We start from the raw sequence: 21488 nt of genomic DNA on the forward strand, positions 1-21488 counted from the left end.
TTAAGCTTTAGTCTCCGAACTTATTTAAGTTCTTTTTCTATTAAATATTGATTTCTTTCTGGTGCGTTTCGAGTAACCAATTCGGCTACAAAACCAGTTAAAAACATTTGAGATCCAACAATTATTGCAACCAAGGCAATATAAAATAAAGGTTGATCGGTAATTTCTCTTTTATAAGGAATTTCTGCTGCTATATGATAAAGCTTCACTCCTATCATCCAAAGAGCCATAAATGTTCCTAGTAAGAAACTCAACACGCCTAATGAACCAAAAAAGTGCATCGGGCGTTTGCCGAATTTACCCACAAAGAAAATAGAAAGTAAATCTAAAAAGCCATTGATAAACCTGCTGAAACCAAATTTTGTCGTGCCATATTTACGTGCACGATGCTCTACCACCTGCTCGGCTATTTTACTAAATCCAGCCCATTTAGCAATTACCGGGATATAACGGTGCATTTCGCCATAAACTTCAATTGTCTTAATAACATCGCTCCGGTAAGCTTTCAGGCCACAGTTAAAATCGTTCAGTTCTATACCGCTCATTTTGCGGGTAGCTGCGTTAAAGAGTTTAGTAGGTATCGTTTTTGTAATCGGATCGTAACGTTTCTTTTTCCAGCCTGATATAATATCGAGTTTTTCTTCTTTAATTCGACGGTATAATTCAGGAATTTCATCCGGACTATCCTGTAAATCGGCATCCATCGTAATCACAACATTGCCTTTCGTGGCTTCGAAACCAACGTTTAACGCCGCAGATTTACCATAGTTACGTCTAAATTTAATGCCTTTTATAGCAGGGTTTTGAGATCTTAATTCTTCAATCACCTCCCACGATCTGTCAGTACTACCATCATCAACCAAAATAATTTCATAGCTGAAATTATTGTCGATCATCACTTTATCAATCCAGGCCGTTAATTCTGGCAAAGATTCATCTTCATTAAATAAGGGTACTACAACTGATATATCCATTTTTTAAGCATAAACCCCACAGGTTTTAAAAACCGGCGAGGTTTGTTTAAATTAAAACGTGCAAATTTCATCAAATTAAATGATAAAACCTGCACGTTCTAAATTTTTGATCTTATATTATAATTTTATGTCTTTGGCTCTTACTTTCACAATTTTTCCTTGATTTGAAAAAATTAAAACACCATCGCTCTTAGCTTTGTAAGCAACCAGTTTTTTGAAAGCTAAGCTGAGACCTAAATGTATCTTTTCTCTTAATTCGACATTATCCTTATTTTCCTTTTGGCAAGAAGTTAAATTTTGACCAAGTATTTTGTTCAAAGATAGTTATTTCATTTTTTAAATTGCCTTCGGCAATAAATTGTAAATCGCTATACTCCCAATATCGTCATTTCGAGCGGAGTGCAACGAAGTCGAGAAATCTAATTCAATGGATCTCTCCATTCCGCTACGCTTCAGTCGAGATGACGACTTTTCTTTCTGAATCAGTCTAAGATAAGCGGGATATAATGTATTCGAGATCGAGAAAAACAAACAAACGTGCAACCTTACCAAACTAAATGATAAAACCTGCACGTTCAAAATTTTATAAAAGAAATTAAACTTCTTGAGGAAACGAGTCGAATCTTACAGGTTCCTTTTTCTTTAAAATCGCTGAAAGGATTAGAGACAGAACGCCATATAATGCAAGTGAAACTCCAAAACTGGTAAATATATTTTTGAAAGTCGGCTCAAGTTTCTCCTGCATATTGCCAGCTTTAGCGATAGCTTCGTCAATTTGTTCGCTAGCCATTCCAAATTTCTCCATCATCGCCCTTTGTGCTGTTTCGATGGCAGCTGCAGCCTTCGCCGGAAGATCAGGATCAATAATTTTCATCAATACTACATTGTAAAGTGTCGCAGTAAATGCAAGGATTAATGAAACAATTAAAAAAGCTTTAAAAGCTTCTCCAAATGTCCAAAAACCACCAATTTCTTTACGAATGTTAATCCCTACCGCTACCAACAAGGCAATAAATAAAACAAATATTGCTATCTGCGCCACAAAGCTAGTGTAAATTAATACAGGATCAATAAAGTATAGGGTTAATGATAAAATGATTGAAACCGCAGCCAGCATTAATCCATTTTTTAAAGCCAGTTTGGAAATAAGAGCACTCTTGTCCATTTTTTTAAATTTTAGTTAATTATTAATTGTTGTAATTAATACATAAGTAGCAGAATCGAACGATTTGTTACTGCTAAATTGAATTATTTCTTTCGTGGTTTCTGCACTTCCTTCAACATCAAGGAAAAAAGCCATAAACGGCACAAACAATTCCTGCATTTCTTCGCTGATATTTAATTTTTCAGCCGTTTTACATATCTCTTCTACACTGCTCTCTGCCAATTGCTGGTTGCTGATCAGTTCCTCGTAAATCTCAAATTCATCCTGAAACTCATCATCTTCTACCAATAAAAATTCTTTTAAGAAATCTCCCAATTCAGGATCGAGGTCTTCATCTTTACATTCTTTAATGTAAAGCAACAAGTTTAACAGTTCAGTCCCCCTATCGATGGTTTCCTCTTCAATATTTGCCCATTCTTCACTTTCCAAATAATCGTCTTCCAATTTCTGCACATCACTGCTAAAGAAATTCACCATCAATAAATCGAAAAATACTTCACGTAATTCTTCAAATTTCGGATGAGAATCGAAAACCGCATCAAAAGCCTCTGCTTTATCTAAAAAGTTAACATCAAGTTCAAAAGCAGCCATTAATTCCGTTTCAAAACCTTCTACATTAATAGCCGAAACCTCAGCATACTTGTTAATGGCTGCACTCAGTGCTTTTTTTACTCTATTATCCATAGGATTAAGATTTTTAAGATTGCAGGTACAGGATCATTTGCTTTAAACAGCAAGTTTATTACTTCCTGTTTATGTATTTTAATCCATCAGCCTGTTTTATTGTATAATACTATTTTCGAATTCTATTTTTTTTGTTTGGCGCAAAAACCTTCCACATTCTACCTTTTAATTATGCTCTGGCAAGAAAACCTTATACCTTCCGCCCTTTAGCTTTCTACCTCAGAGAGTATTGATTATTATTATAAACCAAATTAACCTTACCAGTAAGTTCGGTACCCAGCAATGGGCTATTTGCCGATTTTGAATGGTTGCTTGCCGAATTATACAACCACTTTTCTGCGGTGTTAAAAACCGTAAAGTTGGCTTTGGCACCTTCTTCAATTACCGGAAGAGTTAAATTTAACAATTTACGTGGATTAATGGCCAATTTCTCTACGATTAAAGCAATATCCAGTCCTGCCTTTAATAATAACGACAGTACGGTTTGCAAAGCAATAATTCCATAATGGGCAATTTCGAACTCTACATTTTTAAATTCGATTTCCTCTGGACGGTGCTGGGAAGTAATGGCATCAATGGTTCCATCTTTTAAACCAGCAATTAATGCTTTAACATCAGCTTTTCCACGTAATGGTGGCTTAACCTTATAATTACTATCAAAATCGCTTAAAAGTTCCTCTGTAAATACCAGGTGATGAGCAGTTACATCGCATGAAACCTGAACACCATCCTTCTTTGCCTTACGGATCAAAGCCACAGCCCCTGCTGTTGAAATATTGCTGATGTGGATTTTGGTTTCGTTGTAAGAAGCCAGGAAGATATCGCGTGCGATATGCATTTCTTCTGCCAATGCCGGCAAACCTTTCATACCCAAAAGCACAGAATTTTTGCTCTCGTTAATCTGCGATTTACCTGCGATCGATTTATTTTCGGGATAAACCATTAACAGCGCATTAAAACCATTGGCATATTGTAAAGCACGGCTCATAAAACCATCATCCTGCAAAGCTTTATCTCCATCAGAGAAGGCAACTGCACCGGCTTGTTGCATATCAAACAATTCGGCAAGTTCTTTTGCTTCACGGTTCTGACTAATGGCCCCTACCGGCAAAACATCAACCAGGTTATTTTTCGCCCTGTTAATAATGTATTCTACCTGAGATTTTGACTGCACCACCGGATTGGTTTGTGGCAAAAGAGCCAGACCTGTAAATCCGCCTGCCTTTGCCGTTTCGGTAAGCGTTTGGATATCTTCCTTGGTTTCGAAACCCGGATCGCCGGCTACGCAGTTTAAATCGAAAAAACCAGGCGTTAAGAAAGCGCCCTGGGCATCAAAAATAGCTTCGTTTTTATCGGCAGTTAATTTACCTATGTTTTTAATTGTACCATCTTCAACCCGAACATCGCATTGTTGGTTGTTAAATTTACTCTGCGGATCGGCAATGGTTACATTTTTAACCAGGAGATTCATATTATTCTTTTTGTGTTGTTAAAAAATCGGATGAGCAAAATTTCTGCTGCAATAAAAATCAGCGACAAAATTAGACAAAGTTTCCATAATGTTTGTCCGATTTTATTGTCGCCAGCAATTAATTTAACGGCATCTTTATCCGTGTCGAATATTTTCAGGTTGCTTTTATCTGCCAATTGCTCTAGTTCTGCTTTGCTTAAATAATGCATGTCAGATTCTGTTCTCCCACTATTGAAACTATAAACAGCGAGTAAAGAATCGGCAAGATTTAAGTTGTAAAAACCTGCATTTTTAATCTGGTCGGCAATATAAATCAATGTTTTTCCATCTGCCTGGCGGATTTCAGGAATGGCTTCGAAATGGTCGGCGGTAATTTTTAAAGTCTGGTTTTTACCTAAAGTAATCTTTTTACTGGCCAGCGCATTATCATTGCCCAGATTGTAATACAATGGAGTTTCATTTCCGCCGCTCAGTGCCAACCGGTAAAGTAATGGAACAAAAACCGGATGACGGGCCAAATTACCATCATTTGTATTTAAACCGGAAGCAGATAAATACACCTGGCCATTACCTACACCATATTTAGAGAAAAAGATTTCCTGCCAGGCAAAGACATGATTTCTTCTTTATTGGAGCTATTTTTTTCTATAAAGGAATAATAACGAGAAACTGAGGGAAGATCTAAATTTTTAGGGATTTCCTCAAAAACAGTTTTAAAAATCGGATTTTGAAGGTCAATTTGGTCGACTTTTGTAGCGGTGATATTGAGCGACTGAACTGTTGGAAGCGATAATGCACTTAAAAATGAGTTGTATACCTGGATATCGGCATCGAGATCAGGAAAAAGCACTACTGTGCCACCTGCACTAAGATATGTTTTAAGTTGTTGCGCCAATCCGGTTGAAGGGCTTTTCAATCCATTTAATACAATCAAGCCATAATTAGCGAAATTACTATAATTTACATTGCTTTCGGCATTTTCAGCAAGCTTGTAGTAGCTATCGGCAGCAAAGAGCGCTTTGATATAATTCCCTGCATTAGCGCCGTTAATACTTAAAACCGGAAAACTTTCATCCACTTTAAAACTGAAAGATAACGTATCATCAAAGGTTACCGGAAAATCTTTAATGGTAACCATCCCTTTTTGCCAGCCTGCTGCCAGTCCGGAAAAATTTAAGGTATCCTTAACTGTTTTTCCTCCTGGAATGGTTACAGCGCCTAATCCTTTTTGCTTGTTGTTGATACTGAGTTTTAATGGGACATTTTTGGCTTCTTCTCCGGAATAATTCTTTAATTGTACCACTAAACGCTCATTTGCGCCAGGCTGATGATTTGGCGAAAGTACCCAAACGCTATCAACCGCTACATTAGGTAGGGTATTGGCGTTGAGTTTCAAAAATGAATATTGAATATCGGCCCTTGTTTCGAGTTTATTGGTAGCGGAGATATTTTTTTGAAAATCAGAAATCAAGAAGCTATACCTGTTTCCTGCACCGGTTAAAACATTGGCCTGTCTGTTCAAAATCTGTTGGAGATTACGGTTTGCAGCCGAGATTTTTACATCATCCAATGCTTTCAAAAATGCCTCTTCGTTTAATAATCGCTGGTGCTTCCCTTCGAAATCGTTTGTTAAAAGCTGAAAACGGTCGTTAATACCGAAACCTTTTACCAATTCTTTTGCCCTACGCTTGGCTTCATCGAGCAGACTACCATCTTTATTAATGGCTTCCATACTGTAAGAATTATCGATATAAATGCTTACAACATTATTTAAAGCAGTAGTTTTTTGGTCGTGCGCCGGAATGTAGGGTTGAGCAAATGCCAAGACCAAAAAAATAATCGCTAAGATTCGAGAAAAGAGAATGAGCAGGTTTTTAAGCTTTTCCTTTGATGAATTTTGTTGTTCTACTTCTTTTAAAAGCTGAACATTAGAGAAATAGATTTTTTTAAATTTTCTGAAATTGAATAAATGAATGATAACCGGAATGGCAACCGATATGAGTGCAAAAAGAAAGCCCGGATAAAGGAAATTCATTAAAAACCAAAGATAGAAAAATTATGGAATTGGGGATAATATTCCTTATTTATTATTATCAATGTTACTTTTTAATAACAGGTTTTACATTATCCCAAAATTTATATAATGATTCATTATCGATCAACATTTGATACAATCTTTCGCTCGGAGTTTTTGATAGCCACAGTTTAAGTTGTAGTTCTTTAATTTCGTCTGAAGTATCTTTCATTTCTTTAAAAAAGATTAAATGTTGCAAGCTTAAGTTCTTTAACCCATTTATTAATGTATTCCCAATCTAAAGTATCTAATTCAGCAAGATGTTTTATATCTTGAATTTGGATAGCAGATTGCAGAACTTGAATCCAGATTAATTTAGATATCAATAAATCCTCAACCGTAACCAAATATACTGATTTCCCTAGGTATTCCATCTCAACCCTTCTATTAAATTCTTCTTGTCTGAAATTCTCGTTTTTTAAAATCACAAAATCAGCCTTATATCCTGATTCATGATCAATTATATTAAATAAACTTTGTTGTTTAACTGCATTACCGAATTAATATTACAATAATAGCCATCCTTAAAATTTGCGACAAAACCATCGATATCCTCCTGTTGAAGATGAATAATAAAATCAAAATCGCGCGTAGCTCTTGGCACTATATATACTCCCATCGCAATACTTCCTGAAAGCATGTAAAAATTAATCAATAACTAAACCCCGGAAATTCGATATTTACAATTTTCCAACTGCCATTATATAACGCGAAATACAGCTTAAAAGGTCCGCTTACAATTTTGGATTGTTTTTGAAGAACATCCCGATAACCGGCAACACCTTCAACAAAGCCCATCCCTTTGCCACCATCAAACAATTCGAAGTTGACATCAATAATATCGTAACGCCCGCCAACATACTCATCAGATTGTCCGAAAACACCTTTTAACCTCCCAATAATGACATCTTTGCCGATAATTTTATTACCTGGAAGCATAAAAAAATCATTTAATTCGTCGGTAATCGCCTTCGATTGTTTAAACCATGCAATTATAAATCTGATGGCACTATTTACAATATCGGCTTGATGGTTAAATGTGGAATTGTTCTGCATGGTATCTTACATTAAATGAGGTGTGTCATAAATAAATCTAAATCTGTCACATTGAGCCTGTCGAAATGCTTAAGTATGTCCTTCAACAGGCTCAGGATGACAATTCCATATTAATGATACCACTTCAAAAACTTGGCGAAGTTAACTATTCTTTAGCCTTTCTCTAATGTCGGCAAGAGAATAATCGATCAATAAGCTTCCATCCCTGAAAACTTCCTTCAATTCGCCTTGTGCTTCTTCTTCCCAGCTGCATTGATCTTTGAGTTCATATTCTCCACTCGCATTTTTAAAAATCTGCAATAAACCTTTAGCCGATTTTTTGGTTCCATCGTCGGTAATGGGATCTTTAAATATCTCACGGCCAACGCCATCTACCTCGCCATAAGTGGCTTTCATGGCAAAACCAAAAGTATCTCGTGTATTGTATTGATAGGTGAAAGACCCAATACCAAAAACCACGTTGGTTGAGGCAAAGCCTTTCGCTTTTAAACGTTCGCAGATTTGTACAGCCCTTTCGGTAGTGATGCTATCGCCATAAATGGCACCAATTTGCGGAACCAGCTCTTTAAATCCTTTATCGTTGGTTTTTCCACCGAAAACATCCCAAAGCAGTTCGATCACACCTTTTTTCTCATTTTCGTTTTTGCCATTAGGATTTCCACAGATAATATCAACCGGATCTCCAGAATCTGGCCTGATTACTACTTTTCCCTCCCTGGCGATGATATCATCTTTTAAAACAGGCAGGTATTCAGTCAATACTTTCCATAAATCCCAGGTATCGGAAACAATGGATACAATTCCTTTTGGATAAACTTCGAGAATCAACCTTTTAAATGTTTCGAGTTCTCCGGTATTGGTTCCCATACACATTACCGAATGTTCTGTAGCGGCTACGGAGCCACCGATCAGCTCTTTATCTGAATCTGCGTTATAATATTCTTCTAAAAAATCGATGGCTGGAATGGTATCAGTTCCGGTGAAACTCAATAAATGTCCAGCTGCCGAAGTTACTGCAGCTTCTATCCCACCCATACCGCGCATAGAGAAATCATGTCCTTGCCAGTCTACAAATTCTGGTACCGATGAGGTTTCTGCTGCATAATGATCCAGAATGGTGCGGTATTGTTTTGCAATAGTAGCCGAATTACATGGTAACCAAACTACTGCAGAAAGCAATGTTTCGAAATAATTGGTCAGCCAGAAAAACTCGGGTTTGGTATTGTACATGGTGAACATCGGCACGCGCAAAGGAACTTCAGCCCCTTCAGGAAGCGATTTAAAAACCATAGGGATATAACCCAGATCGTGCAAATCGGCAATGTGCTGTGTTCCTACCAGATTTTCGCCCAGGTAATTATTGATCCTGCGTGCATATTTCTTTAAAATTTCTTCTTTTGGTTGTTTAAAGAAATTCTGGTTAAAATCTTCAATAATGTATTTTTTGATAAAATACTGTAAGCCAAAAAGTACCACGCGATTTACGTTTTCTAACCTGCTTTTTCTAGGCGTCCAGTTAGAATAAACTAATGTGGTATTTTCAGGGTATTGCCTGCGGTGGTCAACTTTATAACCGTCTGTTAATAATAATGGATTCATGGTTTTGATGTATTTAACTTTTATTGATTTCTTCCTTTTTCTTGGGGATAGAGGCTTTTTAAGGTATCGCTCTGCCAAAATGCTTTGGTTTCGATATCCAAACAGGTTAATTTTCCGGTAAATGCAGCACCGGTATCGATATTCCAAACATTGCAGCCCTGCATGGGCACATTAACATTGTAATAGAGCGTTGGCGTATGGCCGATGTAGATTTCGTGATAGAGCAATAAACGTTTCGGATAAATTTCCGAATCTTTTTTAATCCGATTATCCATGGTCAGGGCCATTTCCCAAAGCGTTCTGTCCCAGGAATAATTGGAAGAGTAACGTTCTTTTTCAGGCCCATGCATGGAAGAAAAACCGGCATGGATAAAGAGATTGTTCTGCCCGTCCACATAATAATCGCGCATCCGTTCAAAAAAGTTCAGATGTTCCCGTCTGGTCGCACCAGATAAATCTTGATAACTCTCCATGGTTAATTTACCGCCGTGGACAAACCAAACATCATCTATAATACCTTTATCAAGCCAATCTATGCACCAGGCATCGTGATTACCTTTGATAAAAATGCATTGATGGCTTTCTTCCAACAACATCAGGTAATCAATCACCTGGGCCGACTCACTCCATCCGTCAACGTAATCACCAAGAAAAATGAGCTTATCTTCGGTTGATACTTCTGCACGCTCGAATAGCTGGATCAGGCCTTTTAATCCGCCGTGTATATCGCCAATTACTAATGTTCTGCCCATGTTAAAATTCTATATATTCAGCAGGCACAACATCTGTAAGCCACACGTTGTTGGCCGATAAGTAAAATTTATATCCTTCCCTGTGCATCGCCCCGCTGTTAACGATTAGGATAACCGGTTTTCCTCTCCTGCCACCCACTTTATTAGCGGTTTCTTTATCGGCGCTTAAGTGCACATGCTGTCTGCTCAATTTTTGCAGTCCCTGCGCTTTAATATCTGGCAGGAACTTTTCAACCGTACCATGATACAGGTATTCCAAAGGTTCGGTTTCATTTAAGTTTAATTCAACAGCAATGGAGTGCCCCTGGTTTGCCCTGATCCTGGTTTTATCTTCGTTAAAGGAAAATCTTTTTTTGTCGTTATTTTCAACAACGTATTGAAGTAGCTCTAAATCTAATGTTAGATTATAAAGGTCGAATTTGGCAATCAGCTCGTTCACATCTGCCCAACCATTTTCATCAAGCTTTAGCTTTATGGTTTCCGGCGAATGCCTCAAAATATAGCTCAGCAATTTGCTTATGCCTTTTGTTATTTTAGTGTCCATGAGCGTATTCATTTTTGATTTTCAATTTTTTGTTCAGTGCTTCATCTTTAAACACGAAAGGTTTTTCTGCAGGTACAGTTAAATTTTCCAGTTGTCTGTTTTGAACAAATTCATATTGTTCTTTTACAAACTGACTGATATCTTCAATTAACAAAATATCATCTTTTGCAAAAGACCTGATAAAATTATCCTTTAATCCGATCTGTATGGCTCTTCTTTCCTGTTTTACACCATAAGCGTCGTGGTCCGGATCCCATTGCAACCTGATATTTGAATTTTCCAGTTCATTTCTCCATTCGTCGTGAGAAATACCTTCTGTTTGATCGAAAGAAGTATAAACCGCATGTTGAAGATACTTATGAAAGGCTGTAATTTTGAGGTAGATCGCCAGCGTAACTTCCTGACCTTCTTTAGTTCCCCAACCACTTCGGTACATCATCCATAAAAAGTTAGGTTTTATCCAGGTCATCCTATTTAAACTGAACTCACCTCCGAAAAATTGATTTTTGACTGCAAACTCACCGATTTCTTTTCGATAAGCCTGATAAACTATTATTCTCTCATCGTCATACTGGGCCATGATATGGCATCCTGATTTTGGCCATTCTAATAGTTGTTCATTATATTTTTTTACTATTATTTTCATTTTGTAATACTGTTAATCACTCATATCACTAGTTAATGCGATTGAGTTTTTCTTCACATAGAGCATGTAATTTTCATCATCGAAACAAACAAAGATTACCTTTTCTATTTTTTCTTTTCCAGCGAAATTATTTACCGTTGTAATGGCAATATCTGCTGCCTTATCTTTAGGGAAATGATAAATCCCGGTACTGATATTTGGGAAAGCAATAATTTTAACCTCATTTTCAACCGCTAAGGCTAAACTGTTACGGTAGCAATCTGCAAGCAAAGCCTTATTTTTTTCACTTTCTCCGTTCCAAACCGGCCCAACCGTATGGATCACATATTTTGCAGGTAAGTTGCCTGCCGTAGTGATTACTGCATTTCCCGTCTTGCATTTTCCTTGTTTATTCCTGATGGCTACACAAGCCTCTAAAATTGCTTTACCACCTGTTCTGTGAATGGCACCATCAACTCCACCGCCACCTAATAAGGAACTGTTTGCTCCATTAACAATGGCATCGGCTTTAATTGTTGTTATATCGGCTTTGATTAGTTCCAAAATCATTTTTTGATGATTTTTATTTATAAACTGTTCCAACACAAATTTTCTTAAAAACATTCTCATTTCGAGCGTAGTGCAACGCAGTCAAGAACCACCATGTGCTCAGCGAAGCTAAATCTATCTAAATAGATCTCTCCATTCCGCTGCGCTTCAGTCGAGATGACGGTCGATTAAAAACATTTCATCATTAATTTTTATTAGTTGATATCTTATCCCTAACTTCCATCAATGCGAACCCTAATAGGTTTAACCCCTTCCAATGCTTTGGTATTTTTGCATCTACATGATCTTCTGCCAAACAGATCCCCCAAATTCCATCAACCGGACTGGCCTCTACCAGTATTTTACTTTTGGTTTGCAAAAGGAACGATTTCAATGCCTCATTTTGAGAAAACTTAAGCAAATTTCCCTGTTTTACTATATCATATTTATGAGCATCCCACTTTGCACCATCAAAGTTTTTAATCTGTCGCCCTAGGTCTTTTACATCATTCGGCGAATTTTTTGTTAATATTTTTTCAAAAATTTCCTGATCACTAAACAACAGCGCTTTTTGTGCCATCATGTAATGCTCTGCTGTTTGATAGGTGATATCATTTTCAACAAATGGAGATGACCACCACTGGCTCATGCAGGTTTTAATAATAGATCCATCTTTACTTCTCTGATGCCCCCAGAACAATAAAAAGTCAACTTCTTTTTCATCTACCGTTTTGAGTAACCAATTTATATCATACATCATAACCAATTGTTCTTAAAATCAATTTCTATTTACTTTCTACCAACTTTTTAAGCTTTGCAATTACAGCAGCGCTAAGCTCATCGAAAGTATCGTACTGGTCAATGCTTTTTCTTTTACAAACAATATCAATATTGCCTTTTCTCCAAAATCCTTCCTCACAACAAACCATTAACTTACCAGAATCAGCAAATAACCCCAGTTCCATCATTGAAATGGGTGACTTAGAATTACTTTCCAAGAACAACAAGATCACATCTGCGTTCTCCATCGTATCCAGTTCCCAGTTAACCTGCTCGCTAAACTGCACGTTGTCGATCGACTGCGTCCAGCTTTGATCCCAGGATTTTCTTCGTGGATTGAAAACGACTACACCATCTAAAGTTTCTTCTTTATTTGCCTGATCGATAATTTTTTGTTGCCAATCGATCGAATTTCCCATATCAATGGTTCCGGCCAAAAACACCGAAACATCGGATGGAGTAATAATCTGTGGAGGAAGTATCGTTCTCATATTATTTTATAAAATGTCCATTAATTTTATCTGCGTTACGCCGGCATGATCAACTTCTTTAATGGAATCGGTAGTAAAAATCTGTTCGAAATATTTGCCTAATTCATCAAAGCCTTTGCTAAATATGCCATGGCTAATCGCTAAATAAAGTTTCCCTGCATTTTTAGCCTTTAATGCCTCGGCCAGACCGATAAATGTACCACCACCATCACAGATATCATCTACGATTAAACAATCGGCATCACCCAGATCATCGCTGTATACTTTAAACCCTGAAAGTTTCCCTGTTTTTACATCACGGCTTTTTGAGCACTCTACCACTTCAGCACCTCCTAAAAACTCAGAAACTTTATAAATTTTCTTTAAAGCCCCACCATCAGGAGAAATGAGTTTTACATCGTTTCCAATTTTCTCGATAACCTGTTTTATAAATTCGTGATTAGAAATGGCAACACAGTTATTGAGCAATGCCGGGGTTACTTCGCTATGTGGATCGAAAATGGTTACACTTTCCAAAGTCATTGCATTGATGATATCGGCATAAATTTTTACAGATAAAGGTTCGCCTGGAATCATCACCCTATCCTGCCTTGCTGCTGGAAAATATGGAATAAAAAGATTAATTTCCTTCACACCCATTCTTTTCAAAGCATCAACGGTAATGCAGATCATGCCTAAATCATTAAAAGAATTTATTCGGTGTGTAATGGTAACCGGAAGACTGACATCAAAATGATTTGAAATTTTAATGTGTGGTTCGCCCCCTGCGAATAAGAAAGATTTGTATTCGATTAAGTTATTTTCGCCTAGCGGAGTAAAACTTGGATTTAGATTCAACATATATTTGCGTATTATTTACACAAATATAAAAATGATTTTTAAAATGCAAAGAATAATTTGCGTTTATTTTACGCAAACCTAATATCAAACTGGAAATTTTCCTTTAAAAGCTGATTGTATTTAGCTTTGTCAAAGGTAAAAAGTTTGCCTGGCCGCCCGCTGGAGCCTATTTTAATAACTTTATCAGTTTCTGTAACAATTCCAAAACTTAATATCTTTTTTCTGAAATTTCTTCTATCAATATCCCTTTCCAAAATGGAACAGTATAAATTTTCGAGATCGGAGAAGAGGAATTCCTGATCCAAAAGGTCAAATCCGATGGGCTGATAAGTGAGTTTGCTTTTTAACCGCAGACGTGCAAAGTTAACCATTTCATTATGGTCGTACCCTAATCGTGGAATTTCATTAATAGGAAACCATTTGGCATCTTTTGCATCGGTATCGGCTTTTAACACAAAATTTTTCGGATTTACCAATGCAAAATAGGCTACAGAAATTACCCTGAAACGTTCATCGCGTTTAATATCATCGCCAAAAGTACTCAACTGTTCGAGGTAATTTACAGTTATCCCGGCCTCTTCCTTAAGCTCACGCTCTACTGCGGTTATTAAAGGTTCATCATCCAAAATAAAACCACCGGGCAACACCCAACGATCGGCCAGTTTACCAAAGCGCTGCTGAACAGCCAATACATAAAGCGTCCCTTTTTCGTAGCCAAAAACAATGGCATCGACAGCGATTTTGATATTTTGATCGATCATTCCTTAATTTGTGTAAAAACAACACAAAGTTAACTCTTTTAACAAGAAAGACCGAATGCTACTGATTAATTTTTTACCTAAACTTCTTCATCGCAGCCCAAAGTTTCTCATCCATGCCATACACATCTGGTCGATATTCAATCTTATCATTTTGCGACCAGGCTGTAATGTATGTGATAATTAATGGAACGGCTTTTTTCGGTCCGAACCACGCTGGTTTTAACTGAAAAGTTTTCGTAGTATCTGCCTTTTGGGCCATGCGTTTTTTATACCATTTTACATGCGTACTATCTATTGGTGGTAAATCAACTTCCGCTCTTAACTTGTCATAAGTGTAAGAATCTTTTACCAGAAGTTCGGCAAATTCAAGCGGTTTTTCAATCCGCACACAACCATGACTAATGGCCCGATTGGTTAGGTTAAATCCGTTCTTGTTATTGGTATCGTGCAGGTAAATACTCGAGCTATTATCGAAGATAAATTTGAACTTTCCTAAGGCATTTCCGCCACCCGATCCCTGTTTAAATTTGAATGGTAATTTATCCCTTGAATACTTGTTCCAATTGATGGTATCAGGCTCACCAATTAGCTTATCTTTATAGTAAACTTTAATGTTACTGTTCGACAAATAAAAGGGGTCTTTTCTTGCCATCCAATAGATTTCACTTTGGGCAATACTTACCGGAATATTCCAGATGGGATTGGCCTGAATGGAATTGATTTTACTGAACAATAAAGGTGTTTCATGATTCTTCGGTTTATCATCTAAATTACCCGATTTTGCAAAGGCCTTAAGCTTCTCTTCGTAACCATTTTCGCGCTTGCCACCAACACAAACTTTCATCGTAATTACGGTATCTGTTTTATCAAGCCAGGTCAATCTAAAATCAGGAATATTTACCTGCACATAATTGTCTCCAGTCTCTGGCATTTTCCAACGGAAACGTTCCATATTCAATAATAAAATCCGCTTCTCACTTTCAGAATCTGTATTCAAATAGGCGCGCTGTAAAGCTTTATATTGAACCGACTTTGGCTGAACAGCTCTTAAAGTATCCAACATGTTTTTACTGTTCAAAAGATTAAGCATTCCAACGCTGTCCGGACGCCTCACTTTTATGTAATACCGTGAGAAAATAGAACGGGGATTTATCACGCCATATTTCAGGTAGTTGTTATAATTCAGATAAGCATTTGCCGATAACAGTTCTAGTTTGGCAATTACCGGATAACTTTCCTCCACTTTTTTAAATTTATTGGTAGTTAATTCGTCCAACAGGGCTTTAATTTCGTCTCCTTTAAAAATCTTGGGATTAAAGCCATGCACCTTGCTTTGATCTAAATAACTCACTAATGAATCCAGTTCTCCATTAATATAGAATTGCGTAACCAATTTAGGCTGAGCATTATTATTGGCATAAAATGCTTTTATAGTTTTAGGGTTAACAAATTTACTTGAAAGACTGTCTATTGTTTTCACAAAAACACTATCATAAGCTACAGTATCAAAATCTTTATAAATTTTATTTTTGAAATGCTCAGACAGTACTTTGCCGATCTCTGGTGGGCTTTTAAACCATCCACAGGCTGAAACAAATAAAATAAAGGGTAGTATTAGAAAGCGAAACTTTTTCAAACTTGTAAAATTTTAATATAAATAATGGTTATTGGGAACAAAAACAGCATAATGACAAATTAAGTGCCATTATTTTTTGTTTTCCCATTTCAAACACTATATTTGCCAGCGCTTATCAGCTAAAGCATTGATACTGGCAGAAATAATTTATGAATTTAACTTTGAACCATCACTTACATTTACACCATCGCCGAGAGGCGATATGATATGTTTGTTTTGTACTTCAAAACTTTTTTCCGTAAAATAATTTCTTGTTCACTCTATATTCAATACTTTGAAAACACTTAAAATTGCTATCCAAAAGTCGGGTAGATTAAACGAAAAATCTGTAGAAATACTTAAAAACTGTGGTTTATCTTTCGAAAACTACAAAAGTTCACTTATCTCAACCGTTACCAATTTCCCTTTAGAAATTCTTTTCCTTCGTGACGATGATATTCCGGAATACGTGCAGGATGGCATTGCCGACTTAGGTATTGTTGGTGAAAATGTAATCGTAGAAACCAAAGCCGAAGTAGACTATCTACAAAAATTAGGTTTCGGAAAATGCACTTTAAAAATTGCTGTTCAGGCCACCAGTAATATCCAAAAACTGGAAGAGTTAAACGGTAAAGCAATTGCTACTTCTTACCCTGTAATCCTCGAAAGATTCTTACAGGAAAAAGGCATCAAGTCGGATATCAGAACCATCTCAGGGTCCGTAGAAATTGGTCCGGGTTTAGGTTTAAGTGATGCCATTTTTGATATCGTTTCAACTGGTGGAACATTAAAAAGCAATGGCCTGAAACCTTTCGCGGATGTGATGCAATCTGAAGCAGTTTTAATCGGAAACAAATCGATAGCCGACAATCCCGAAGTTGCAGAATTGCTTCAACGCATCCGCTCTGTGCTCAGCGCAAAATCGAACAAATACGTGGTGCTAAATGTATCAAAAGATAACCTTCAAAAAGTAGTCGATTTACTTCCGGGTGTTAAAAGTCCGACGGTAGTTCCACTCTTCGAACCGAACTGGGTAGCCGTTCATTCTGTAATTGCCGAGGAAGATTTCTGGGATAAAATAAACAGTTTAAAAGCAGCAGGTGCTGAAGGCATTTTGGTAATGCCCATCGAGAAAATAATCAAGTAAAATCGTTTAAACCCACATTAACTATTAGTTAATTTTAAATTATAAAACATTGAAAATCTACAATTATACAGATTTATCTAAATCAAAAATTGAAGAACTTTGTTCAAGGCAGATTGAAGACGATAAATTGGTTGAAGAACGGGTAATTGACATCATCAGCACGGTGAAAAAAGATGGCGACCAGGCACTTTTCAACTTCGCAAAAGCGTTTGATAAAGTTGATTTGCAGAAGCTGTTTCTAGATGTTGAAGAATTGCAAGCAATTGCATCTACCATTCCGGCTGAAGCAAAAAAAGCCATTGATACAGCTTACCAGAACATCAAAACTTTTCACCAGTCGCAGTTAAAAACTGAAGATAAAATAGAAACGATGCCAGGCGTTGTATGCTGGCGCGAGTTTAGAGCAATTGAAAAAGTAGGACTTTATATCCCCGGTGGAACGGCTGTTTTACCGAGTACTTTTTTAATGCTCGCAACCCCTGCAATCATTGCAGGCTGTAAAGAAATTGTGGTATGCTCTCCCCGCAAAGTGATGGAAAAACCAATTGTTATCTGGCTTATTGTGCGGTGCTATTGGGTATCGAAAAAGTATTCCTGATCGGAGGTGCACAAGCAGTAGCTGCTATGGCTTTCGGAACGGAAAGTGTACCACAGGTGTATAAGATCTTTGGCCCCGGCAACCGCTATGTAACAACGGCAAAAACGATGGTTCAAAATAAAGTAGCTATTGATATGCCTGCCGGACCATCGGAAGTATTGGTTATTGCTGATGAGACTGCCAATCCGTCATTTGTTGCTGCTGACCTACTTGCACAGGCAGAACATGGAGCTGATAGTCAGGCTATTTTACTGTCTAATTCTAGTCATATCATCGCTGAAACATTAAAAGAAGTTGAAAAACAGATGATTATTCTTCCACGGAAAAATATTGCAGCCAAAGCAATCGCCAATTCTTATGCGGTTTTAGCAGAAAATCTGGAGCAAGCGATGCAATTCTCTAACGAATATGCACCTGAGCACCTAATATTGGCTACAGAGCAGTTTCAGAGCCTTATTCCTTTGATTATCAATGCAGGATCGGTGTTTTTGGGTAACTTTACGCCAGAAAGTGTCGGCGACTATGCCTCGGGAACCAACCATACTTTACCAACCAGCGGCTTTGCAAAAGCTTATTCAGGCGTATCTACGGATGCTTTCCTTAAAAAGATCACTTTTCAGCAATTATCACGTGAAGGCTTAGATAATATTGGTAAAACGGTTGAGATCCTTGCAGAAGCAGAAGGCCTGGGAGCACATAAAAATGCAATTACAATTAGATTAAAAACTGTGGAAGGAATAAGATAGAAGATTAAGGCAACATGCCAATCCCTTTTACCTTTTACCTTTTACCTTTTACCTTAAAAAATGGACATTAACGATTTAGTAAGAGAAAATATAAAAAACCTTCGCCCCTACTCTACTGCCAGGGACGAATTTAAAGGCCAGGCATCTGTTTTTTTAGATGCGAACGAGAACAGTTATGGTTCGCCATTACCGGCAAATTACAACCGCTACCCAGATCCCTTGCAACTGGATTTGAAAGATGCAATTAGTAAAATAAAAGGTGTGCCAATTGAAAATACTTTTTAGGAAATGGTAGCGATGAAGCGATAGATTTATTATTCCGCGCTTTCTGTAATCCCGGAAAAGACAACGTAATTGTACTGCCTCCAACTTACGGAATGTACGAAGTATCGGCTAATATAAACGATGTAGAAATACGCAAAGTAAGCCTGCTTACCAACTTTCAGTTGGACATGGAAAAGATCGCCGAAACGATCGATAAAAACACCAAATTAATTTTCATTTGTTCACCAAATAATCCAACCGGAAATTCGATAAACCGTGAAGATATTGAAACCATTTTAGCCAACTTTAACGGCATCGTTGTAGTAGACGAAGCGTATATAAATTACGCCCGTCAGAAGACCTTTATACAGGAGTTAACCGAGTACGGAAACCTCGTTGTTTTGCAAACTTTTTCGAAGGCCTGGGGACTTGCCGCTTTACGTTTGGGCATGGCTTTTTCTTCAACAAAAGTGATCGATGTTTTGAACAAAATTAAGCCACCTTACAACATCAATCAGGCTACTCAGGATTTAGCTTTCGAAGCCTTAAAAAATATTGCCCAGGTGAACGATTGGATTAAAGAATCTGTTGCAGAAAGACAGCGTTTATCAATCGCATTAAACAGTATAAATACAGTAACAAAAGTATATCCATCTGATGCAAATTTTATACTCGTAGAAGTTACCAACGCCTTGAAGATTTATGATACTTTGGTAGATGAGGGCATCATTGTACGCGACCGTTCTAAAGTAACTTTATGCGAAGGTTGTTTAAGGATTACTGTTGGCACGAAAGAAGAAAACGACAAACTATTAACTGTTTTAGAAAAATTTTAAAATGAAGAAAGTACTATTTATCGACCGCGATGGAACCTTAAATATTGAGCCTGATGATGAACAGGTAGATAGTTTTGCAAAGCTTAAATTTTATCCGCGATCGTTATATTATTTATCGAAAATTGCAGCCGAGCTGGATTACGAACTGGTGATGGTAACCAACCAGGATGGACTGGGAACATTGTCAAATCCTGAAGAAAATTTCTGGCCAATCCATAATTTCATGTTGGATACTTTTGAAGGAGAAGGCGTTCATTTTAGCGAGATTGTAATAGATAGAACTTTTGCAAAAGACAATGCCCCTACCCGTAAACCCGGCACGGCTTTATTAACAAAATATTTCAGCGAAGATTACGATCTGAAAAATTCTTTTGTGATCGGCGATCGTTTAAATGATGTGGTTTTAGCCAAAAATCTTGGTGCCAAAGCCATTTTCTTACGTCAGAATGATGCATTGGGCTCTACAGAGGCATTGGATAAACATGAAACGCTTTTAGATATTATTATTTTAGAAACGAAAAAATGGGAAGATATCTATAACTTGCTCAAAGCGGGAAGCAGAAAAATTCACCATGAGCGCAAAACGAACGAAACCGATATTACCATTAACCTTGATCTGGACGGAACAGGAAAAGCCAAAATCGAAACCGGATTGAACTTTTTCGATCACATGCTTGATCAGATTGCCAGACATGGAAGTGTAGATTTAGAGGTGATTGCAAAAGGTGACTTGCACATCGATGAGCACCACACCATAGAAGACACCGGAATTGCATTAGGTGAAGCTTTTGCCAAAGGTTTAGGCAATAAACTAGGCATCGAAAGGTACGGTTTTTGCTTACCAATGGACGATTGCCTGGCACAGGTTGCCATTGATTTTGGTGGAAGAAACTGGATTGTCTGGGATGCGGAGTTTAAACGCGAAAAAGTGGGCGATATGCCTACAGAAATGTTTTACCACTTTTTTAAATCTTTCAGTGATGCCGCAAAATGCAATTTGAACATAAAAGCTGAGGGCGATAACGAACATCATAAAATTGAGGCTATTTTTAAAGCTTTCGCCAAAGCCATTAAAATGGCAATCAAGCGCGATGCAGAGAAAATGGTATTGCCAAGCACAAAGGGAGTGTTGTAAGAAAGGTGGAAGGATGAAAGGCTTAAGGCGGAGGGTTTTAAAGCTAACCCGCTGTTAAATAAACCCGATAGCAGTGGAAAGCTCCCGATTCTTCATCGGGACTTGAAACGAATAGCGGGAATACAGTACCCATGAAAAACTGACATTCATTTTCAAACCTATAAAAGAGAAATCTGAACTATTAAACTATGGTTGGAATTATAAATTACGGAGCAGGCAACATTTTCTCCCTTACCGCAGCACTAGACCGCTTAAATGTGACCTACGGCATGGTAAATACAGAAGATGACCTCGAAAAATATAGCCACATCATTATCCCTGGTGTTGGCCATGCGGGGGCCGCCATGGAAAAACTAAAAGGCACCGGCCTTGTTGAAGCCATTAAAAAACTGACCAAACCCGTGCTTGGCATCTGTGTGGGTATGCAGCTCATTACCGGGTATTCGGAAGAGGGCGATGCGACTCTTTTAGATATCGTTCCTGTGAAAACCAAAAAATTCGATAAGTCGCTGAATATCAAAATACCACACATGGGCTGGAATGCGGTGAGCACAAAAAACAATCCGCTATTTACTGGTGTTGAAGATAATACACAATTTTACTTTGTGCATTCGTACTTTATTGAATATAACCCTACTTTTGACATCGCATCTGCTGACTATGGTTTAAAGTTTTCGGCAGCGATACAAAAAGACAATTTTTACGGCGTTCAGTTCCACCCCGAGAAATCGGGAAAAGCCGGCGAATTAGTATTAAAAAATTTTTCAAACTTAAGCTTATAA

22 protein-coding genes and 2 pseudogenes are annotated in these 21488 nt (G+C 37.5%); 5 read left to right on the forward strand and 19 right to left on the reverse strand.

From position 1 onward, the window contains the following. Positions 1-20: 20 nt before the first annotated feature. The 19 genes from ACQ86H_RS20265 to ACQ86H_RS20355 all read right to left on the reverse strand — a co-directional run bounded on the left by ACQ86H_RS20265 (position 21) and on the right by ACQ86H_RS20355 (position 16001). Positions 21-974: a glycosyltransferase family 2 protein gene (locus ACQ86H_RS20265; RefSeq protein ID WP_431292310.1), complete on the reverse strand. Its 954-nt coding sequence runs from the start codon at positions 972-974 to the stop codon at positions 21-23. Between the two features lie 117 nt (positions 975-1091). Next, positions 1092-1292, reverse strand: coding sequence for a hypothetical protein (locus ACQ86H_RS20270; RefSeq protein WP_431292311.1), 201 nt, complete (start codon positions 1290-1292; stop codon positions 1092-1094). A 277-nt stretch (positions 1293-1569) separates the two neighbouring features. Further along, positions 1570-2091: a DUF4199 domain-containing protein gene (locus ACQ86H_RS20275; RefSeq protein WP_246862728.1), complete on the reverse strand. Its 522-nt coding sequence runs from the start codon at positions 2089-2091 to the stop codon at positions 1570-1572. 63 nt (positions 2092-2154) lie between these two features. After that, positions 2155-2823, reverse strand: a complete 669-nt coding sequence (locus tag ACQ86H_RS20280) for a hypothetical protein (protein ID WP_138822512.1) — start codon at positions 2821-2823, stop codon at positions 2155-2157. 214 nt (positions 2824-3037) lie between these two features. Continuing rightward, positions 3038-4294 carry a dihydroorotase gene (locus tag ACQ86H_RS20285; protein WP_138822510.1) on the reverse strand — a complete coding sequence of 419 codons (1257 nt, stop codon included), beginning with the start codon at positions 4292-4294 and terminating at the stop codon, positions 3038-3040. Next, positions 4291-4854, reverse strand: a complete 564-nt coding sequence (locus tag ACQ86H_RS20290) for a hypothetical protein (protein ID WP_431292312.1) — start codon at positions 4852-4854, stop codon at positions 4291-4293. The genes ACQ86H_RS20285 and ACQ86H_RS20290 overlap by 4 nt, the downstream gene beginning before the upstream one ends. Before the next feature lie 11 nt (positions 4855-4865). Beyond that, entirely contained in the window at positions 4866-6329 is a 1464-nt protein-coding gene (locus ACQ86H_RS20295) for a BatA domain-containing protein (protein WP_431292313.1), read from the reverse strand. A gap of 215 nt (positions 6330-6544) precedes the next feature. Next, on the reverse strand, positions 6545-6796 hold the full coding sequence (locus tag ACQ86H_RS20300; protein WP_431292314.1) for a hypothetical protein: 252 nt from the start codon (positions 6794-6796) through the stop codon (positions 6545-6547). Positions 6797-7019: 223 nt separating this feature from the next. Beyond that, positions 7020-7424: a hypothetical protein gene (locus ACQ86H_RS20305; protein WP_138822504.1), complete on the reverse strand. Its 405-nt coding sequence runs from the start codon at positions 7422-7424 to the stop codon at positions 7020-7022. Between the two features lie 141 nt (positions 7425-7565). Further along, complete coding sequence (locus ACQ86H_RS20310) at positions 7566-9023, reverse strand: nicotinate phosphoribosyltransferase (RefSeq protein ID WP_138822502.1); 1458 nt, start codon at positions 9021-9023, stop codon at positions 7566-7568. A gap of 20 nt (positions 9024-9043) precedes the next feature. Next, the gene (locus ACQ86H_RS20315; RefSeq protein ID WP_138822500.1) at positions 9044-9775 is read right to left on the reverse strand and encodes a metallophosphoesterase family protein; all 732 of its coding nucleotides are present in this window, start codon (positions 9773-9775) and stop codon (positions 9044-9046) included. Between the two features lies 1 nt (position 9776). Further along, positions 9777-10319, reverse strand: a complete 543-nt coding sequence (locus ACQ86H_RS20320) for an RNA 2'-phosphotransferase (RefSeq protein WP_138822498.1) — start codon at positions 10317-10319, stop codon at positions 9777-9779. Further along, a complete protein-coding gene (locus ACQ86H_RS20325; protein WP_431292315.1) occupies positions 10309-10965 on the reverse strand; it encodes a DUF4291 domain-containing protein in 657 nt (218 codons plus the stop codon). The genes ACQ86H_RS20320 and ACQ86H_RS20325 overlap by 11 nt, the downstream gene beginning before the upstream one ends. Before the next feature lie 12 nt (positions 10966-10977). Continuing rightward, positions 10978-11514 (reverse strand): O-acetyl-ADP-ribose deacetylase, encoded by a 537-nt coding sequence (locus ACQ86H_RS20330; protein WP_431292316.1) that lies wholly within the window; start codon positions 11512-11514, stop codon positions 10978-10980. 184 nt (positions 11515-11698) lie between these two features. Continuing rightward, entirely contained in the window at positions 11699-12253 is a 555-nt protein-coding gene (locus ACQ86H_RS20335; RefSeq protein ID WP_138822492.1) for an NADAR family protein, read from the reverse strand. Positions 12254-12278: 25 nt separating this feature from the next. Further along, positions 12279-12764, reverse strand: a complete 486-nt coding sequence (locus tag ACQ86H_RS20340) for a nucleoside 2-deoxyribosyltransferase domain-containing protein (protein WP_138822490.1) — start codon at positions 12762-12764, stop codon at positions 12279-12281. 6 nt (positions 12765-12770) lie between these two features. Then, positions 12771-13604, reverse strand: coding sequence for a ribose-phosphate diphosphokinase (gene prs / locus ACQ86H_RS20345; protein WP_138822488.1), 834 nt, complete (start codon positions 13602-13604; stop codon positions 12771-12773). Between the two features lie 68 nt (positions 13605-13672). Beyond that, positions 13673-14365 (reverse strand): NUDIX hydrolase, encoded by a 693-nt coding sequence (locus tag ACQ86H_RS20350; RefSeq protein ID WP_210419448.1) that lies wholly within the window; start codon positions 14363-14365, stop codon positions 13673-13675. A gap of 73 nt (positions 14366-14438) precedes the next feature. Continuing rightward, complete coding sequence (locus ACQ86H_RS20355; protein WP_138822486.1) at positions 14439-16001, reverse strand: L,D-transpeptidase family protein; 1563 nt, start codon at positions 15999-16001, stop codon at positions 14439-14441. Between the two features lie 274 nt (positions 16002-16275). Here ACQ86H_RS20355 and hisG point away from each other — a divergent pair, with 274 nt between their 5' ends. The 5 genes and pseudogenes from hisG to hisH all read left to right on the forward strand — a co-directional run bounded on the left by hisG (position 16276) and on the right by hisH (position 21488). Continuing rightward, positions 16276-17127 carry an ATP phosphoribosyltransferase gene (gene hisG / locus ACQ86H_RS20360; protein ID WP_138822484.1) on the forward strand — a complete coding sequence of 284 codons (852 nt, stop codon included), beginning with the start codon at positions 16276-16278 and terminating at the stop codon, positions 17125-17127. Positions 17128-17176: 49 nt separating this feature from the next. Continuing rightward, a pseudogene (gene hisD / locus ACQ86H_RS20365) lies at positions 17177-18471 on the forward strand (histidinol dehydrogenase). 60 nt (positions 18472-18531) lie between these two features. Next, positions 18532-19571, forward strand: a pseudogene (hisC, locus tag ACQ86H_RS20370) (histidinol-phosphate transaminase). Between the two features lies 1 nt (position 19572). Next, positions 19573-20706, forward strand: a complete 1134-nt coding sequence (hisB, locus tag ACQ86H_RS20375; protein WP_431292317.1) for a bifunctional histidinol-phosphatase/imidazoleglycerol-phosphate dehydratase HisB — start codon at positions 19573-19575, stop codon at positions 20704-20706. Between the two features lie 188 nt (positions 20707-20894). Next, positions 20895-21488 (forward strand): imidazole glycerol phosphate synthase subunit HisH, encoded by a 594-nt coding sequence (gene hisH, locus ACQ86H_RS20380; protein ID WP_431292318.1) that lies wholly within the window; start codon positions 20895-20897, stop codon positions 21486-21488.

The organism is Pedobacter sp. P26 (assembly GCF_050632135.1).
Taxonomy (GTDB): Bacteria; Bacteroidota; Bacteroidia; order Sphingobacteriales; family Sphingobacteriaceae; genus Pedobacter.

Bases quoted from the DNA above. Each gene is read 5' to 3' on its own strand.
- ACQ86H_RS20330 (WP_431292316.1), bottom strand. From the start codon at position 11,514: ATGATTTTGGAACTAATCAAAGCCGATATAACAACAATTAAAGCCGAT.
- ACQ86H_RS20310 (WP_138822502.1), bottom strand. From the start codon at position 9,023: ATGAATCCATTATTATTAACAGACGGTTATAAAGTTGACCACCGCAGG.
- prs (WP_138822488.1), bottom strand. From the start codon at position 13,604: ATGTTGAATCTAAATCCAAGTTTTACTCCGCTAGGCGAAAATAACTTA.
- ACQ86H_RS20275 (WP_246862728.1), bottom strand. From the start codon at position 2,091: ATGCTGGCTGCGGTTTCAATCATTTTATCATTAACCCTATACTTTATT.
- ACQ86H_RS20280 (WP_138822512.1), bottom strand. From the start codon at position 2,823: ATGGATAATAGAGTAAAAAAAGCACTGAGTGCAGCCATTAACAAGTAT.
- ACQ86H_RS20285 (WP_138822510.1), bottom strand. From the start codon at position 4,294: ATGAATCTCCTGGTTAAAAATGTAACCATTGCCGATCCGCAGAGTAAA.
- ACQ86H_RS20320 (WP_138822498.1), bottom strand. From the start codon at position 10,319: ATGGACACTAAAATAACAAAAGGCATAAGCAAATTGCTGAGCTATATT.
- hisB (WP_431292317.1), top strand. From the start codon at position 19,573: ATGAAGAAAGTACTATTTATCGACCGCGATGGAACCTTAAATATTGAG.
- ACQ86H_RS20305 (WP_138822504.1), bottom strand. From the start codon at position 7,424: ATGCAGAACAATTCCACATTTAACCATCAAGCCGATATTGTAAATAGT.
- ACQ86H_RS20295 (WP_431292313.1), bottom strand. From the start codon at position 6,329: ATGAATTTCCTTTATCCGGGCTTTCTTTTTGCACTCATATCGGTTGCC.
- ACQ86H_RS20325 (WP_431292315.1), bottom strand. From the start codon at position 10,965: ATGAAAATAATAGTAAAAAAATATAATGAACAACTATTAGAATGGCCA.
- hisH (WP_431292318.1), top strand. From the start codon at position 20,895: ATGGTTGGAATTATAAATTACGGAGCAGGCAACATTTTCTCCCTTACC.
- ACQ86H_RS20315 (WP_138822500.1), bottom strand. From the start codon at position 9,775: ATGGGCAGAACATTAGTAATTGGCGATATACACGGCGGATTAAAAGGC.
- ACQ86H_RS20340 (WP_138822490.1), bottom strand. From the start codon at position 12,764: ATGAGAACGATACTTCCTCCACAGATTATTACTCCATCCGATGTTTCG.
- ACQ86H_RS20265 (WP_431292310.1), bottom strand. From the start codon at position 974: ATGGATATATCAGTTGTAGTACCCTTATTTAATGAAGATGAATCTTTG.
- ACQ86H_RS20350 (WP_210419448.1), bottom strand. From the start codon at position 14,365: ATGATCGATCAAAATATCAAAATCGCTGTCGATGCCATTGTTTTTGGC.
- ACQ86H_RS20335 (WP_138822492.1), bottom strand. From the start codon at position 12,253: ATGATGTATGATATAAATTGGTTACTCAAAACGGTAGATGAAAAAGAA.